Genomic DNA, 16679 nt, shown 5'->3' with positions numbered 1-16679 from the left:
AATTATTTTTTAATCCCTGTATTTATGATCATTTGACAGTCCAATGTTGTATGCAATCTTGGCTATTTGCCGCAACACCGCAAAATCGGACGTGAATGGTTAAATAATGGATTAATTATGTAGTGTCTTTTTTGAATAAAGTTAATAAAGCCGGTTTGATACTCTTCAGCTTAAAGTAGTAAAATCAAATTCTATTTTATAGAAATAAAAATAGAATCCCAGCTAAAAGATGAAGAAACATTTGATTCATCACATTTTTGCTGGTATTCGTCACATTTTTCTGTTTTATGTTTTTAAAATAAATTTAATACTTTTGCAGCAATAGATCATTTGTGTTGTCATTTTTTAAAATTAAAGTCATGTAATGCATTGTCGATATTTAGGAAGAAAGTAAACAACGGGATGTACCCGATTTGTTTACCCTATACCTATGTCTTCAATTTTTTAATATGGATTTAAATTTTAAAAATGGAATCAACAAAATATGGTCGTACCTATCATTTCCCATTTTCGCCAGGGACAAGCAGCGACGATCGTTTTAATCAACATTATTGGAAGGATATACAATCTTTCCATAAATTGTTATTTACAGAAAAATTAGATGGTGAAAATAATTGCCTTTCACGGCGTGGAGTATTTGCACGATCCCATGCAGCTCCGACCACGTCGCCATGGACGGCTCAGCTTCGGGAGCATTGGTCTAGATTAAAAAACGATCTGGATGATTTAGAGTTTTTTGGTGAAAATCTTTATGCTGTGCATTCTATCGAATATGTGCAACTTGAGCACTATTATTATGTTTTTGCTGCTCGAATTAAAGATCAGTGGCTTTCATGGGAAGAAGTTACTTTTTATGCCAGTTTATTTGATTTGCCTACTGTACCTGTTTTAAAACTTGAAATTGTAAAGGGTTTGACTGAGTTGGAACTTCGGCGTTCAGTCGAAAATTTGGCCATGCAGTCTTCTAAATTTGGATCGGTTGACCCTAAAACTGGAGAAGCATGTACGATGGAGGGGTTAGTCTGCAGAAATGCTGATGCGTATACTGTCAGTGAATTTCAGCACAATGTTTTTAAATATGTTAGAAAAGGACATGTGCAGACCGACGAACATTGGACAAAATCATGGCGAAGAACAAAAATGATTTGGGAAAGGAGGGATTTCTAATGGAATGGACAATAGCAGTAAATAAGAATTGGTCGGCTTTAGAGAAGCAATTTTCTTGGGTCAGGGATATGGAACAGGTACAACAAGACCCTTTACATCATGCCGAAGGGAATGTCGCGATTCATACCCAAATGGTATTACAGCAGCTGGAAGGATTGCCTGAATACCGGAATCTGGATTATCAAAAGCAGGAGCTCCTCTGGGCTTCCGCTTTATTGCATGATGTCGAGAAGAGATCAACGACAATTGTCGCTGCAGATGGTCGTATCAGCTCTCCAAATCATGCCAAAAGAGGAGCACAGACCGCACGGGAGATTTTATTTCGTGATGTGGAGACCCCTTTTGCATTACGGGAGGAAATTGTCGCATTGGTACGCTATCATGGGTTGCCATTGTGGTTGATGGAAAAAGTCGATCCAATGAAGAGCGCCTTGGAGGCGTCATTGAGTGTCAATATGGCCCAACTTAAGTTGTTGGCCGAAGCAGATGCTAAAGGAAGGTACTGTGCCGATTTGGATGCTTTGCTCTACGCATTGGATATGTTCGAACTGTATAGTAAAGAGATTGGCTGCTGGGATGCCACACGTTCTTTTTTGTCCGAAAATGCACGATTTACATATTTTAATGGAAACAATAGCTATGTTGATTATGTGCCTTTTGATACATTCAAATCCACCGTGACTGTACTTTCAGGTTTGCCGGGAATGGGCAAAGATTATCAGATTTTAGCGATGAATACTGACCTCCCTGTTATTAGTTTGGATGACATCAGACGCAAATATCGCATTGATCCTACTGATAAAAAGAGAAACGGATGGGTTGTACAGGAAGCAAAAGAGCAGGCAAAAAAATACTTACGCTGTGGACAGGATTTTATCTGGAATGCCACCAATATAACTTCCCAGATGCGAAAACAATTGATCGATCTTTTTGTCAGCTATCAAGCTTATGTGAAATTGTTATACGTTGAAAAACCCTATAAGATTTGGCGCGCGCAGAATAGCGATAGAGAGTACCCACTACCAGAAACTGTCTTGGATAAAATGCTTCATAATTTGGAAGTTCCCCAGTTAACAGAAGCCCATGAGGTTATCTATATTACCGCGTAGATGGTTTTTTACGGTTGAACCGCTAATATTTTTGAATTGATTTTAAGAATTAAATAAAGTACTAAATCTCAAAATTTTGCGTTTTTATAGCAAGGATATTTTCTGATGTAACCGTGTTAGATATAATAAATGCGAATCAGCCCACTTATATGGATAAGGGGCTGATTTTTTTAGACTACCTTTTTTTGGGGAACGCCGATGTACAGCTACATTTTTAGTCGCTGTAGCAACAGAGCCATAAGCTCCTTTTCTTTGATATCGATGACATCTATATCGATCCAAAAAGATGCAGGTTTTGTTGATAGATTACGGTCAATAAAGCTTAATAAATGAATTAGACGGCTTGTTTTTTCTTTTTTTAGCGATGAAAGGTCATTTAGTTTTATAAAAATAGAATTTGTCCGATATAAACCAGTAACAAAATAATCGATATCCGTCCATGGGATTTGCTTCGGTTTCAATATGCTGTTGTTTAGTAATATATGCTCATCTATAATGAGTGCGGCCTCTCCTCTTCGATAGCGGTTTAACTGTTGTAGTCTAAGATAAAAAACCGATGCGGCCACGAGTACCCATATCGTCGAGGTTAGTTTAAAAATAAAATCATAGTATAACCAGGCATATAACCCAATGACTGCTGGAAGAAAACATAGCAGCATGCTAATGATAATTTTTCCTTTGCTAAAATTAATTTTGATCATTGCTTTCTCTTTTTTCAAAAAGTACAAACTCTGCAAAAAATGGAGCCTGCCATTTTCATCATAGCTCCAATCTGTTAATCATATTATTGGAGCACCTGTTATAAAGGTAGGGGGTAAAAGGCATTGAAACTATTCCGATTTATGAATCGTGCTTGTTGAATGATTATTCGTATTACTTGAATTTATCTTGTCATCCCTTCCGTATTGGCTTAATTGAAATGGTACCGCGTGTCTTTTTTTTGATAAAATGAATGAGTAGCTTTGTTTGTACAATAAATTGATGGACTGTTGGAAGAACTTAAAGAACATTTGAAGAAATTTATCGATATCGATCCGATTGAATTAGAGGAAATATTGAGTTACTTTAAGATGAAATCGGTCGCGAAAAAAGAAAACATACTGGAAGAAGGTCAGGTTTGCAAATATCATTTTTTTGTATTGAAAGGTGTTTTACGTAAATTCTTTGTCAATGAAAAAGGTGTTGAACAAACAACTGAATTCGCTATAGAAAATTGGTGGATGACAGATAATATGGCTTTCGAACATAAGCTTGTCACTTCGTTTTACATTCAGGCGGTGGAAAAGTCCGATGTGGTTTATATCAGCCAAGAAAATCAGGAAAAATTGCTCGCGGCATTTCCTGTCATGGAACGATATTTTCGCTTTGTGTACCAAAGAGCATATGCTGCGGCACAAATGCGGGTTAAGTACCTATTTTCGTTATCCAAAGAGGAATTTTACCATGATATGCGCCGTAAATATCCCCAATTTGTCCAACGTGTTCCGCAATACCTCATTGCCTCATACCTGGGGTTCACACCAGAATATTTAAGTGAAATCCGAAAAAAAATAAACTTCTGAAAAACCTGCTAAAATCTTACTGTTATTACAGGTTAATAGCATTGGTCCGAATCTGCAATACGGAAGGGTTGAATTTGAAATTGAATGTTGTGTTCGTTAGCATAATCTTTAGCTAATTTCTCGAATTTTTCCATTGCCTTTTCTTCCGAAACTGCAAAACAATGCAGGTTTAATTCCAGCGGTTTCTCAGAGGTTGCTGGATCGATGCGCAGTTGCTCAACTTCAGAGAGGACGACGGCAAAAGAAGTCTTACAGATCTCAACTTCTAAATGTGGCCCCATTAATTGAGATGAAATGCTATAATAAGAATCGTTATTTTGGATTTCTTCTTGAAAGGGGTCTAAATAGGTCGTAACAATAGATCGATAACCATATTTAGCATTACCAAAAAAGTGATCAATATATTCCTGTGCTTTTTCATATGTTGAGAAGACACCTTCCAGATTGGTGAATAAATCTGGATCTTCTTTTACTTCTTTTGAAACTACTGTATATACCTTAATGGGGTTGGTTGTCATATTTTATATGCTACTGTTTGTACATTAAGTAAAAGTAAGTTTTTCTGCAAAAAAACTAATTTAGACTTTTGTCTATGAGCGATTCTAAGATAAAATCCTCGTTTTAAAATAAAAAATTTCCTTTGTTAACTTGTACCCTGTTTAGAGCAGGTGTTTGTGCTTTAAAGTTGTGTATAATTTTCGTATTCTCCAAATTTTTTACTGATTGTTTTTATTTGCTTTTCCAATATAATATAAATTGCTCGTATAAGTACCTCAATGAACGAATTATCGCATTTTATTTGAAGTTTGTAGCATCTCTCCATATTTATGGGGGATTAGTTAGGTACCATCTCATTACTTTGGTATGATCAAATTCGTACTGTAAGCAGGTTGAGTCCACAGTGATTCCACTTTTTAACTGTGCATTCACTGTGGATCCATATTACTTACATAGTAGGAGCATAGGGGTGTTGAACCTAATTTGTCCATACGCTATTATAGGTAGTAACCGAGGCCTATTTTGCATAATTTATCCGGAACATTGTTGTGTCCCTTATTTGACAGGTCATAAATAATTGGGCTTGACTGTGCTCGCTCTATGTTTGAATGAAATGATCTGTTTGTTATACTGATTCAAACGTTTTCGTAAATAAATCATATCATTTAATTCATTTCGCTTATATTAATTAATATATTGTTTGACTAAGTCAATTGAATCAATAGCCAATAAGTAAATAAAGTCCTATCCGGCTTGAAAGTTACACGTAGCACCGTCTACAGGTTTTCAATTTAGGAGGTCTCGATTTTGTTCTGATTGACGAACCAATGATGAATAAATAAACCGGGTTGATAGACCCAAGATTAAATTTTACAATGAAAAGAAATGCACTATTTAAATCTGTTTTAATGGCAGCTATGGTCAGCAATGCTGTCTTGTCGTATGCTCAGGCAGATAAAAGTAATGAGAAAGGTTGGACAAACCTTTTTGATGGAAAAACGCTAAATGGTTGGAAATCTGTTGGAGGAAAAGCTCCTTATTCTATAGAGGGAGATGCTATCGTAGGTCGAATGACAAAAGGTACGCCCAATTCTTTTTTAATCACGGAAAAAGAATATGGTGATTTCATATTGGAGCTGGATGTTAAACTTGAGGGTAATGAAACAAACTCAGGTATTCAGACCCGAAGCCATCTTGATCCAAAGGCTAACGATGGGCGCGGACGTGTATATGGAAGGCAAGTAGAAATAGACCCCTCTGCCCGTGCATGGACAGGTGGAATCTATGATGAGGCGCGTCGTGGATGGATTTATCCACTCGATTTAAATGAAAATGCTAAAAAAGCCTATAAAGTAGAGGAATATAATCATATTCGAATTGAAGCCATTGGTGATGAACTGCGCACTTGGATCAATGATATTCCTGTTGCTTATGTCGTTGATACGATCGATAGGTCTGGTTTTATCGGCTTGCAGGTGCATGGTATTCCACCTAAACTGGACGGAAAGAAAGTGTACTTTAAGAATATTAAAATAAAAACAACCGACCTCAAATCAAAAGGTTTTCCAAAAGATCTTTATATCGTGAACTTGAAGCCAAATGACTTGGCTGATGCTGAAAAGAAGAAGGGGGTTAAGCTTTTGTTTGACGGTAAAACCAATAAGGGCTGGCGGAGTATACATGGCGATAAATTTCCGGAACGTGGCTGGGAAGTTAAGGATGGACAAATGACTGTTCAGAAATCCGACGGTGGAGAATCAACCAATGGTGGTGATATCGTCACAAAAGATAAATACGCTGTGTTTGATCTTTCATTTGAATTTAAGCTTAGTCCGGGAGCAAATAGTGGCGTTAAGTATTTTGTGACTTTAAAAGAAAAATCAAAAGGATCTGCTATTGGTTTGGAATATCAGGTGCTGGATGATGCTTTACACCCTGACGCGAAGTTGGGACGCGATGGAAATCGTACGTTGGCATCGCTTTATGATCTCATTACGTCCAATCGTGATGATCGCGCACGTAGACCGATCGGTGAGTGGAATAGAGGTCGGGTTGTTGTTACAGCAGATAACAAAGTTGAACACTATTTAAATGGAATTAAGATGCTGTCTTATGAGCGGGGCTCAAAAGCGTTTAAAGACTTGGTTCAGATCAGCAAATATAAAGATTGGGAAAACTTTGGCGAAGCGAAGGAAGGTTTTATTCTTCTCCAGGACCACGGTGATCGTGTGTCATTTCGCAGTATCAAAATCAATACACCGAATTAAGCTTATCTCTTATGAATCATTATTTATCGCGCAGAAGCTTTGTTAAACAGTCTGTTATCGCTGCAGGAGCTGTGATGTTGTCTAATAGCGTCTTGGGAAATATCAATTTGGCCAAGCCAAATGAGCGTGTCAATCTGGCCTGTGTAGGCTTGGGAAATAGGGCTGCCGACATCATTAAAGAGCTCTATAAAACAGGACTTTGTAATATTGTTGCGCTCTGTGATGTTGATCTTGGTGCGAAACATACGCAGGAAATTTTGGGAATGTTTCCCGATGCACCTAAGTTTAAGGATTTTCGGGTGATGTTTGACAAAATGGGAAATCAGATCGATGCTGTAAGTGTCGGGACTCCCGACTTCTCGCACTTTGCCATAACAATGCTTGCACTGGATTTGGGTAAACATGTTTACGTGGAAAAACCTATGGCGAGAACATTCCTAGAAGTTGAACTGATGGCAAATAAAGCCCGGAAAAACCCTAAACTTGCTACCCAAATGGGAAATCAGGGGCACTCCGAAGCCAATTACTTTCAGTTTAAAGCCTGGAAAGATGCCGGTATTATTAAGGATGTGACGCGCATTGATGCACACATGAATATGCCGCGTAGATGGCATGGTTGGGATGTGAATATGAAGGGTTTTCCTGCCGCAGAGATGATTCCCGAAACATTAGATTGGGATCTTTGGCAAATGCAGACCATAGGTCATAATTATAATAAGGATTTTGTAAATGGTCAGTGGCGTTGTTGGTATGATTTTGGAATGGGGGCATTGGGCGATTGGGGTGCACATATATTGGATACAGCGCATGAATTTTTAGATTTGGGGCTTCCGACAGAAGTGTCCGCGGTGAAGCTCGATGGGTATAATTCCTATTTTTTCCCCATGTCTTCAACCTTAAAATTTCATTTCCCAAAAAGGAAAAAGATGCCAGCTGTAGATATCAATTGGTACGATGGACTGGATAATTTGCCACCTATACCCGAAGGCTATGGTGTTTCTGGATTGGATCCTAATATTCCTGCACCGAGTACAGGAAAATTGGAGCCTGCCAAACTAAATCCTGGGAAAATTATCTATAGCAAGGATTTGATATTCAAAGGTGGTTCCCATGCCAGTACCTTGCAGATTATTCCCGAAGCGAAAGCCAAGGACATGGAATCTAGGCTGCCGGAAGTGCCAAAATCACCATCAAACCACTTTGCTAATTTCTTAAAAGGTTGTAAAGGCGAAGAAAAAACCCGCTCGGCTTTTGAAATTGCAGGTCCTTTGAGCCAGGTGTTTTGCTTAGGTGTAATTGCACAACGTTTAAACAGTAAGTTGATCTTGAATACACAGACAAAAGAAGTGACGAATGATAAGTTTGCCAATGCACTCTTAGCAGGTCCTCCACCTGCAAGAGGCTGGGAGCAGTATTATAAGATGTAATGGACCAGTAACTGGTTATAGAAAGTAAAGGGCAATGTTCACATTGCCCTTTTTATTTTTGAAAAGTCTTTCCTGAAATGTACGATTTGCTTGCTCATTATATAAAAGAAAAGGTGGGAAAAGCATGATAATCCCAAACAAATTGAGACAGATCAGCGCTATTTTGATCAGTCCTAGTAGAAAGTAATTCTCCTCCCTTAGGTATATTTGTGATGCAGCAATTCAATTTTTAAACCTTAACGTCATGTATAAAGTATCCCTGCTCTTTATAAGCATTGTAGCATTGGTCCTTAATACCAATGGTCAAAATTTATCAACCCAATCTTTTCAGGCAACCCATCGGTATCTTAAAATTCCAATTAAAAATGGTGCTCCCAAACGTCATGTTGAGGTATGGCTGGGAAACGATAAAGTAAGGTGGTTTGATGTCGAACTGGCAGATAGTACCTATGATTGGATAGCCTATCTTGATATAGGGAAGTGGAAGGGACATCAGCTTAAGGTGGTGGCAAATACATCAGACAAAGAAATTCCTTTGTTTAATCCTATTGCACAGAGCGATACCGATGATAACGATAAGGTCTATGCTGAAGATCGAAGGGGACAATTTCATTTTTCGGCCAAGAGAGGTTGGTTGAACGATCCGAATGGTCTGGTCTTTTTTAATGGACAATATCACCTGTTTTTTCAACATAATCCCTATGGAACCAATTGGGGCAATATGCATTGGGGGCATGCCGTGTCCTCCGATCTGTTGCATTGGAAGGAATTGGGAGAGGCTTTATATCCAGACGAATCTGGCGTCATGTTTAGCGGTGGAGCTGTCGTGGATAGTAACAATACCGCTGGTTTTGGAAAAAATGGGGTAACAAACCCCATGATCCTGTTTTATACGGCTGCGGAGAAATCATGGGGACAGGGATTGGCATACAGCTTGGATGGTCAGAAATTTGAGAAAATGCCAAACCATATTTTGGATAAAATAACAGCAGGAAACCGAGATCCAAAAGTAATTTGGCATGCCCCCTCAAAGCAATGGGTTCTTGTGCTTTATGTTGAAGAGGAACAGGAACAACACACGATGCAGATTTTTACCTCAAAGGATTTAAAAATATGGACATTTGCGAGCAAAATAAAAGGCGGGCGGGGTAATGACCGTTATTTATTTGAGTGTCCCGAATTCTTTGAATTGGCGGTAGACGGTAACCCGAACAATAAAAAATGGGTTTTGACGGGGGCTAATAGCCAATATGCGATCGGAGAGTTTGATGGAAAATCTTTTCATCTTGAGATCGAACGCCTGTTTAGTCAATATGGTCGTGATTATTATGCCGCGCAAACTTTTAGCAATGAACCGAAGAAGCGACGCATTGAAATCGGCTGGTGGCGCACACATACAAATCAAGGGAACTCCGCTTTTAATCAATCCATGAGTATTCCAATGGAACTCAAATTGAAAAGTACGGAAAAGGGTATTCGCCTTTTTCGGGAGCCGGTGACAGAATTGCAAAAATTAAGAAAAGAAAAACTCAGCATCAACCGAAAGAAAATTAGTTCGAACGATTCAAGTTTGTTTCAGCAGTTCAACGCTGAAATTGCTGAATTGGATTTGGTCATCGATCCACAACAAGCCAAAAATATTCAGATCAATGTGCGGGGCCTGGCAATTAATTATAACGTTTCGACGGAAGAGCTCCTTGTTGATAATGTGAGGGCCATAGTACCTTTACGAAATAAAAAGTTAGTATTCAAGTTGTTTGTAGATCGGACTGGGCTCGAACTTTTTGCGCAAAATGGAGAAGTTTACATGCCCATAAATTATAATTTTGATCGGAATAATATAACTTATGAGCTCCTCGCTTTTAATGGTGAAGCCGTATTGGAATCTGCCGACCTCTATACGCTTGACAGTATATGGCTTAAATAATACTTGTATGATATAACGACAATGGAGAGACTGTTTCTCTCAATTCGGTAAGTTGATAAAAATGGTGCTGGAAGATTATACTTTTTGGTCATAAAAAAAGGTTTTCAAACGGGGAGAATGAAAACCTTAAATAACCAATTATAAACCTAAATTATGATGATACAAAGGTAAGTGTATTTCCTACACTATGCAAATTTATTTTAAAAAATAATTTAATCTTCTTTAAACAAGCTATTGGAAGTACCTATTTTTATAGGAGTAAACTGTATTTTTACCGAAAACAGACTGCCTTCTGTATTCTTTTTGCACGCTTTGGCTTCGTGGAATTTAAAAAGCATCAGTTGCAGACAATTAGCTATTTTAGAAGCATGGAAAATTTAGAAGTATGGATGCGTGGACCTATTGAAGGGGTTCCTGCTCTTCTCCAACCTGTTGCTCATACACTCTTGCAGGTTGAAGAAGATGTTTTAAAGTATACTGCACAACTATCTTCAGCCCAACTTTGGACAAAACCGGGAGGTAATGCCAGTATAGGTTTTCACCTGCAACATATTCGTGGGGTAATCGATCGCATGTTTACTTATGCCGAAAACAAATCCTTGTCGGATGAGCAATTTGACGACCTCCATAGGGAAGGTATAGAAAATAGCGATGTGAGCGTAACAGCGCTTGTAGAAAACTTACACCGACAGATTCAGCAATCTGTGCAAAAACTAGCGTTAATTGATCCGGAAACCTTGACGGAAGTGCGTTTTTTGGGTAGAAAACGAATTCCTACGACCTTGATTGGTTTGTTGTTCCACGCTGCCGAGCATGCACAGCGCCATGTTGGCCAATTACTGGTAACGGCACGATGTATCAATTAAAAACAAACTATATTTTTGTCCGCTAGAGGTTATGATTTTTGAACTTGTTGTAACTTTTCTCCCCATTTCCCAAGTTCTTGAATAATTGGTTTGAGTTCATAACCCAGCGCAGTCAGCTCATAGAGTACGCGTGCCGGTACCTCTGCATATACAGTACGTTTTATAATGTGATCCTCTTCCAGCTTTCGCAATTGTAGGGTGAGCATCCGTTCAGTGATACCAGGTAAACATCTTTTGATGTCAGAATAACGTAGCGCGCCATTGATGAGATAACAACAAATGGCTAGTGCCCATTGACCACCAAGCACATTAGCGGCAAAGACTTCGGGGCAATTACGCTCAAGTTGCTTTTTATTTGAAAAGTTAGTGGAACTCGTCTTGATTTTAGTCATACGCACATTTTTTATAGTACCTAACATTGGGTTACAGATAGGGCAAAATAAGAATTATGTCGCTACTTTTAAATCACAGTCATGTCGTTTATTAAAATTGCCGCAATGAATTGGCTAGACCTGCTGACTTGTGCATAGATACATAAATAAAAATATGAAAACATTAATAGTCGTTATTCACCCTAATTTTGCCACCTCCCTCGTGAATAAAAGTTGGGTTGAGGCATTGCAAAACCAATCCGATCGTTATGATATCCATCACTTGCACCAAGTCTATGCGGATGGTAAAATTGATGTCGTGGCAGAACAGCAGATGATGGAGAAATATGATAAAATTGTATTTCAATTCCCCTTTTATTGGTTTAACTGCCCGCCTTTTTTTAAGCAGTGGTTGGATGAGGTGCTTACCTACGGATGGGCTTACGGTAAAAAAAGTGGGTATAAACTGGAAGGAAAGAAAATCGCATTAGCGATTTCGGCTGGGATAGACGAGCAGGAGTATGGGGTTACGGGTAAGTATAAATATAGTATGGAGCAATTAACAAGTCCTTTTGAAATTACTTTTGACTATGTTAAAGCGAATTATCAAAAGCCTTTCGTCTTTTACGGAATAGAAAAAGAGTCATCCAAAGAATGGATAGCGCAAAGTGTTTCGCAGTATCTCAGTTTTTTGGAGCAGTTATAGTCAGTGAATTCATATGTCAACAACTGCTCTCATGACTTCTTTTCCTGTTGGAGCGCAATACTGTGTTCATATTGATTCCTTGCCGAATTGTTAAGCTAAATATAAACAAATTATAAGATGTGCAATATTTTACCCCTGAATTGGCTTGGTATTGGTCGTGATGTCGTAACCAAACCGCTATGGGGCACTGAGTGATTAAATTGTAAATTCGTATACTTGTAGAATTCCGGGAGGAATTCGCAATTTTTATAATCCCGCATAAAAATAAACAGCGTATAATATGCAGATACTTTTAGTAGAGGACGATCGCCGGATTAGCAGCTTTGTGGTGAAAGGTCTGGAAGAAATGGGGCACCAAGTCATTTTAGTTGAATCTGCGGAAGCTGCACGTGAATGGATCAATGCAGATTCTTTGGATATTATTGTACTTGATATCATGCTGCCCGGAATAGATGGTATCCAGTTTACGAAGATGGTCAGGTATCGAAAAAATCATATTCCGATATTGATTTTGAGCGCCTTAGGGGAGATTGAAGATAAGGTCGAGGCCTTGGAAAGTGGTGCCGATGACTATCTCGTCAAGCCGTTTTCCTTTAAGGAATTGGTGAGCCGTATCAAAGCCCTGGTACGTCGGGACAATTATAAAAACGTGCCAAAGGATAGCAGCGTAGAAATTCGTGATTTAAAAGTGGATCTTGAACGTTATGAAGTTCATAAGAATGGTAAAAATGTCGATCTCTCCCCCAAAGAATTTAAACTATTTAAGTATCTGATCGAAAATCGGAATAAAACGCTTTCACGGACTGCAATCTTGCAGGCCGTTTGGGGAATCGATTTTGATAACAGCACCAATGTCGTCGATGTGTACGTTTCTTATCTAAGAGGTAAGGTTGATGAGGGGAGCAATACCTCCATTATCAAAACGGTGAAAGGAGTCGGTTATATGCTTACAACGGACTGACAATGAATTTAAAAATTCGGCTTACACTCTTTTCTACGCTGGTATTCACCATTATTTTTGGGCTTGCAACGCTAGTCATCTACTGGATATTTTATAATTCCTCGGAACGACATCTGATCAGTTCCCTCGAAAAAAATGCGAAAATAGCCGGCATTTATTACCTCGAGGCAGATGAGCAGAGTCCTCTAAAGCACCTAGAGTCCAAAAATCAATATGAAAGTTTGGTCAAGCGTGCGATGGTAGCTGTGTATAATGCCGAAGGAAAAGTAAGTTATGGCGGTATGCGTTTTGATAGTCAAATTAATAAGGATTTACTGAACCAGCTGAAAACAGACAAAACGATTTATTTTAAAACAGAAGATAGCTTTTATTTTGGTTTGTATTATCCAGATAATCAGGGCGATTTCTTTGTGTTTGTCAAAGAATCTAGTGCTGACTTTGATCATCAGTTGAATCGTTTGCTCATTACACTTGTCTTTGTTTTTCTCGTTGCATTGATCAGTATTGCCTTGCTGTCGGTTTGGTTGAGTAAATATGCTTATCTACCCATTCGTAAAGTGATCCAAGAAATTCAGCAGAAGGATTTAAACACGATTCAGGAGCCTCTAACGACTATAAAAACGAAGGACGAACTACAAGATCTTATTGAAAGTTATAATGCGCTCCTACGTCGGATCAGTGAAAACATGATTATTAGAAAGAACTTTGTCAGTTATGTTTCACACGAGTTTCGAACACCTTTGGCGGGAATTTTGGGCTCAATGGAGGTCTTCGGTACAAAGGTCAGAAGTGAAGCAGAATATCATGAATTGGCCGAAACCATTACTGAGCATGTGAATTTTCTGAATCAGCTTATTGGTAATTTTCTATTGCTGACCGAAGATCAGGCCCTGAAACGTTCACTGGAAACCTTTCGCATAGACGAGATCGTATGGGATCTTGTTCCTAAGTTTTCGAGATCATTTGCCGTGCCATTGAAAATCGATATACAGGTAGAAGAACCACAATACTTTAATTTTCGCGGCAATAAGATGCTCGTCAGCCTGTCTATTTCCAATTTAATCGAAAATGCACTTAAATATGCAAATGGGCAGGAAGTTCTTGTCCGAATGACAGGTGTAAATGGCAGACTGTCTTTGCAAATCATAGACCGTGGTATTGGTATCCCACAAGCCGAACTGGAGTCTGTGAAACAGACTTTTTATCGAGGATCAAATGTTGGTAAAGTTAAGGGCAGCGGCATAGGTCTCTCTTTTGCGCAGATTGTATTTAAGGATCAAGGGGTAGACTTTGATATTCGTTCAAATGATCTAGGTACAACGGTATCCCTATTATTCCCTCAATTCTAATCATTTTCTAATCCCTTCTAATCAAACTTTAATTTAACCTAAAGTTGCCTGTAATCCCTGTCATTTAGTTTTGTGGAAATTCAAAATTAAGTGAGAAAACTACGTATTACATTATTTTTACTTCTTGGCCTGAATAGCAAGCTATTTTCGCAGGAGGCGGTTGAAAACCGTTTGCGAAAGGCGGAGATCGAGCAGGTATTCCTTGCTCATAACCTGACCTTAATGGCACAGCGTTTTCATATGCAGCAAGCCGAAGCTGCCGTGCTTCAGGCAAAGTTGTGGCCCAATCCAACGATTTCCATCTCCGAAGTCAATCTTTGGAAAAACCCTTCCAGCGAATCCTTTCCGGCACTGATCGGAAATTACGGTAGGTACCAGCAGGTGGCGATCGAACTGGAACAGACCATCGAAATGGCTGGCAAACGAAAAAAAAGGGTGCAATTGCAGCTTCTTAAAAAAGAAAATGCCCAGCTCCAATTTGAGGAATTGCTGCGGAACCTAAAATATGATCTCCGGAGCCAATGTCTCGAATTGCAGATCCTGCAGGAAAAGGAGAAGTTATACAATAGTCAGGTGGATATCTTTCAGACGTTGGCAAAATCATACCAAAATCAGTGGAAAGAAGGCAATGTAAGTGAGATGGACTATCTCAGGATTCAAAGCGAGTCTATCGCATTTGGTAACAAACTGAATGAAATCCAACAGGCAAAAATCACAAAAATGAATGAGGTTGCGCGCTATCTCGGAGACAAGGGGACCGCACTCACTATATCAGATACGATCGGCATACCGCATTTTCTCCAGAGAAAAACACAAGAGTGGAAAACGATGGCCCTCGACAATCGCAGCGACTATAAAATCATCCATAACGAATTGAAAAAAAGCGATGCTCAGCTGAAAATAGAAAAGGCCGAACGTATACCAGATTTGCAGGTCTCCATGAATTACGACCGTGGTGGAAATATCATGCGCGATTTTATAGGGCTTGGGGTTGCTATGGACCTTCCTCTGTTTAACCGAAACCAGGGGAATATCAAAATCGCTAAACTGGAGCTTGATAAAAATAAAGTGGAAATCGAGCAATTTCGTATCGACATTGAACGGGAGATCGACTTCCTTTCGGAGCGGCTCAGCAACCTTGAACTGAGTTTGAAGACAACGGATATGGGCTTTGATGGTAAATTGGACCTAGCGCTAGAACGCTATGTGCGCAATTTCCAACAACGGAGACTGACCATCGTTGAATTTATAGATTTTATCAATAATTATATGGAAAACAAAGAATCAATATTGGAACGCAGGGCGAGATATCTTCAGTATAAGGAGGAACTGACGTACTTGATCGGAAAGGATATTGTCTCATGAAAAGTAATTTTTTAACGCCATTGACACTGCTATCTATTTGTTTATTGTGGAGCTGTCAGCCGGCGAAAACTGATGAGCAGCCTATTCCTGCTGCTAAAGGCTTTTGTCTTAGCGCCGACTTTAAAAATCAAATTAAAATTGATTCGATACAGAAGCGGACTGTCTTTGAACAGATCGCTTTAAATGGGGTCATTCAATACGATCAGGATGAACTTGCTGCGTTAAAGAGCCCTATACCCGGTATCGTGCAGTCTGTTTCGGTCAAGATGGGTGATTATGTAGAAAAAGGACAGATTCTGGTATCGCTTAAAGGGACCTCGGTCAATGACTTAGGAAAGGAGCTGCGGGAGCTGGAAAATAGCAAGAGGCTGACGGAGAGTAAATTGCTTAGCCTGCGTAGCCTGCTGAAAGATGGTATGGCTTCCCAGCGGGAGCTGGAGGAGATGGAAAGTGAATTGAAAGCCGTGCAGATTGGAATCCGCCATGTGAAAGCGAACATGAGTTTGCTGAATGGCTCCTCGGAAAATGGTGTGTTTTACATCCGTGCACCCAAAGCTGGTTATATCGTAGATAAAAAGGTGAGTCCTGGTATGACTGTTGGCGATGACGCCGATTTGCTGTCGGTCAGTAAACTGAATGAGGTGTGGGTTTCGGTCAATATCTATGCAAATAATTTACCTTTTGTCAAAAATGGGGCTCCTGTCAAGATCACTACACTGGCTTATAAAGGTGAAACTTTTGACGGTTATATTGATCAGGTAGCCAACTTCTTTGATCCGGAAGAACGTGTGGTCAAAGCGCGCGTAAAGTTGTTGAACAAAGACCTGAGATTGAAGCCGGGCATGAGCGTGGATGTACTGGTCGAAAAGGCCGTTTCGGGACAGGAAGAGCGTATGCTGGCAATTCCGAAGGATGCCATTATCCTCCATAACAATCAGAATTTCGTTGTACGCTACAAAAATGACTGCGACTTGTCGGTTAAAGCAGTTGATATTGTCGCTGAGAATGAAACATATGCTTTTGTCAAATCTGGTGTGGCCGAGGGAGATCAGGTGCTGACCGAAAATGAGCTGATCGTATTTGATGAACTGATAAATAGATAGG

General features: G+C 39.4%; 15 protein-coding genes. 12 read left to right on the top strand and 3 right to left on the bottom strand.

What is annotated here, in order from left to right:
* Nucleotides 1–468: 468 nt before the first annotated feature.
* Both OK025_RS25620 and OK025_RS25615 read left to right on the top strand, forming a co-directional pair.
* Nucleotides 469–1167 carry an RNA ligase family protein gene (locus tag OK025_RS25620; RefSeq protein WP_201665078.1) on the top strand — a complete coding sequence of 233 codons (699 nt, stop codon included), beginning with the start codon at nt 469–471 and terminating at the stop codon, nt 1165–1167.
* Nucleotides 1125–2276 carry an AAA family ATPase gene (locus tag OK025_RS25615; RefSeq protein ID WP_317667595.1) on the top strand — a complete coding sequence of 384 codons (1152 nt, stop codon included), beginning with the start codon at nt 1125–1127 and terminating at the stop codon, nt 2274–2276. Before OK025_RS25620 ends, OK025_RS25615 begins: the two co-directional genes overlap by 43 nt.
* Before the next feature lie 206 nt (nt 2277–2482).
* Here OK025_RS25615 and OK025_RS25610 read toward each other — a convergent pair whose 3' ends face one another.
* Nucleotides 2483–2977, bottom strand: a complete 495-nt coding sequence (locus tag OK025_RS25610; protein WP_317667594.1) for an STM3941 family protein — start codon at nt 2975–2977, stop codon at nt 2483–2485.
* A 288-nt stretch (nt 2978–3265) separates the two neighbouring features.
* Here OK025_RS25610 and OK025_RS25605 point away from each other — a divergent pair, with 288 nt between their 5' ends.
* Entirely contained in the window at nt 3266–3838 is a 573-nt protein-coding gene (locus OK025_RS25605) for a Crp/Fnr family transcriptional regulator (RefSeq protein WP_317667593.1), read from the top strand.
* A gap of 32 nt (nt 3839–3870) precedes the next feature.
* Here the strand turns inward: OK025_RS25605 and OK025_RS25600 are convergent, their stop codons facing one another.
* Nucleotides 3871–4356, bottom strand: coding sequence for a hypothetical protein (locus OK025_RS25600; protein ID WP_317667592.1), 486 nt, complete (start codon nt 4354–4356; stop codon nt 3871–3873).
* An 855-nt stretch (nt 4357–5211) separates the two neighbouring features.
* On the opposite strand from OK025_RS25600, the gene OK025_RS25595 reads away from it, so the two are divergent.
* The 4 genes from OK025_RS25595 to OK025_RS25580 all read left to right on the top strand — a co-directional run bounded on the left by OK025_RS25595 (nt 5212) and on the right by OK025_RS25580 (nt 10823).
* Complete coding sequence (locus OK025_RS25595) at nt 5212–6603, top strand: DUF1080 domain-containing protein (RefSeq protein ID WP_317667591.1); 1392 nt, start codon at nt 5212–5214, stop codon at nt 6601–6603.
* 11 nt (nt 6604–6614) lie between these two features.
* Nucleotides 6615–8030 (top strand): Gfo/Idh/MocA family oxidoreductase, encoded by a 1416-nt coding sequence (locus OK025_RS25590; RefSeq protein ID WP_317667590.1) that lies wholly within the window; start codon nt 6615–6617, stop codon nt 8028–8030.
* Nucleotides 8031–8274: 244 nt separating this feature from the next.
* Nucleotides 8275–9957, top strand: a complete 1683-nt coding sequence (locus OK025_RS25585; protein ID WP_317667589.1) for a glycoside hydrolase family 32 protein — start codon at nt 8275–8277, stop codon at nt 9955–9957.
* Nucleotides 9958–10325: 368 nt separating this feature from the next.
* Complete coding sequence (locus OK025_RS25580) at nt 10326–10823, top strand: DinB family protein (protein WP_317667588.1); 498 nt, start codon at nt 10326–10328, stop codon at nt 10821–10823.
* Between the two features lie 29 nt (nt 10824–10852).
* Here OK025_RS25580 and OK025_RS25575 read toward each other — a convergent pair whose 3' ends face one another.
* Entirely contained in the window at nt 10853–11215 is a 363-nt protein-coding gene (locus OK025_RS25575; RefSeq protein WP_317667587.1) for a winged helix-turn-helix transcriptional regulator, read from the bottom strand.
* 154 nt (nt 11216–11369) lie between these two features.
* Between OK025_RS25575 and OK025_RS25570 the strand changes: the two genes are divergently transcribed.
* The 5 genes from OK025_RS25570 to OK025_RS25550 all read left to right on the top strand — a co-directional run bounded on the left by OK025_RS25570 (nt 11370) and on the right by OK025_RS25550 (nt 16678).
* Nucleotides 11370–11900: an NAD(P)H-dependent oxidoreductase gene (locus OK025_RS25570; RefSeq protein WP_317667586.1), complete on the top strand. Its 531-nt coding sequence runs from the start codon at nt 11370–11372 to the stop codon at nt 11898–11900.
* A gap of 280 nt (nt 11901–12180) precedes the next feature.
* Nucleotides 12181–12861, top strand: a complete 681-nt coding sequence (locus OK025_RS25565) for a response regulator transcription factor (protein ID WP_317667585.1) — start codon at nt 12181–12183, stop codon at nt 12859–12861.
* A 2-nt stretch (nt 12862–12863) separates the two neighbouring features.
* On the top strand, nt 12864–14210 hold the full coding sequence (locus tag OK025_RS25560; protein ID WP_317667584.1) for a HAMP domain-containing sensor histidine kinase: 1347 nt from the start codon (nt 12864–12866) through the stop codon (nt 14208–14210).
* A 90-nt stretch (nt 14211–14300) separates the two neighbouring features.
* Entirely contained in the window at nt 14301–15575 is a 1275-nt protein-coding gene (locus OK025_RS25555; protein ID WP_317667583.1) for a TolC family protein, read from the top strand.
* On the top strand, nt 15572–16678 hold the full coding sequence (locus OK025_RS25550) for an efflux RND transporter periplasmic adaptor subunit (protein WP_317667582.1): 1107 nt from the start codon (nt 15572–15574) through the stop codon (nt 16676–16678). The genes OK025_RS25555 and OK025_RS25550 overlap by 4 nt, the downstream gene beginning before the upstream one ends.
* Nucleotide 16679: the final 1 nt, after the last annotated feature.

The sequence above is a fragment of the Sphingobacterium sp. UGAL515B_05 genome, from assembly GCF_033097525.1.
Classification (GTDB): domain Bacteria; phylum Bacteroidota; class Bacteroidia; order Sphingobacteriales; family Sphingobacteriaceae; genus Sphingobacterium.
The sequence above is the reverse complement of the archived record's forward strand: the minus strand, read 5'-3'. Positions and strand labels throughout refer to the sequence as shown.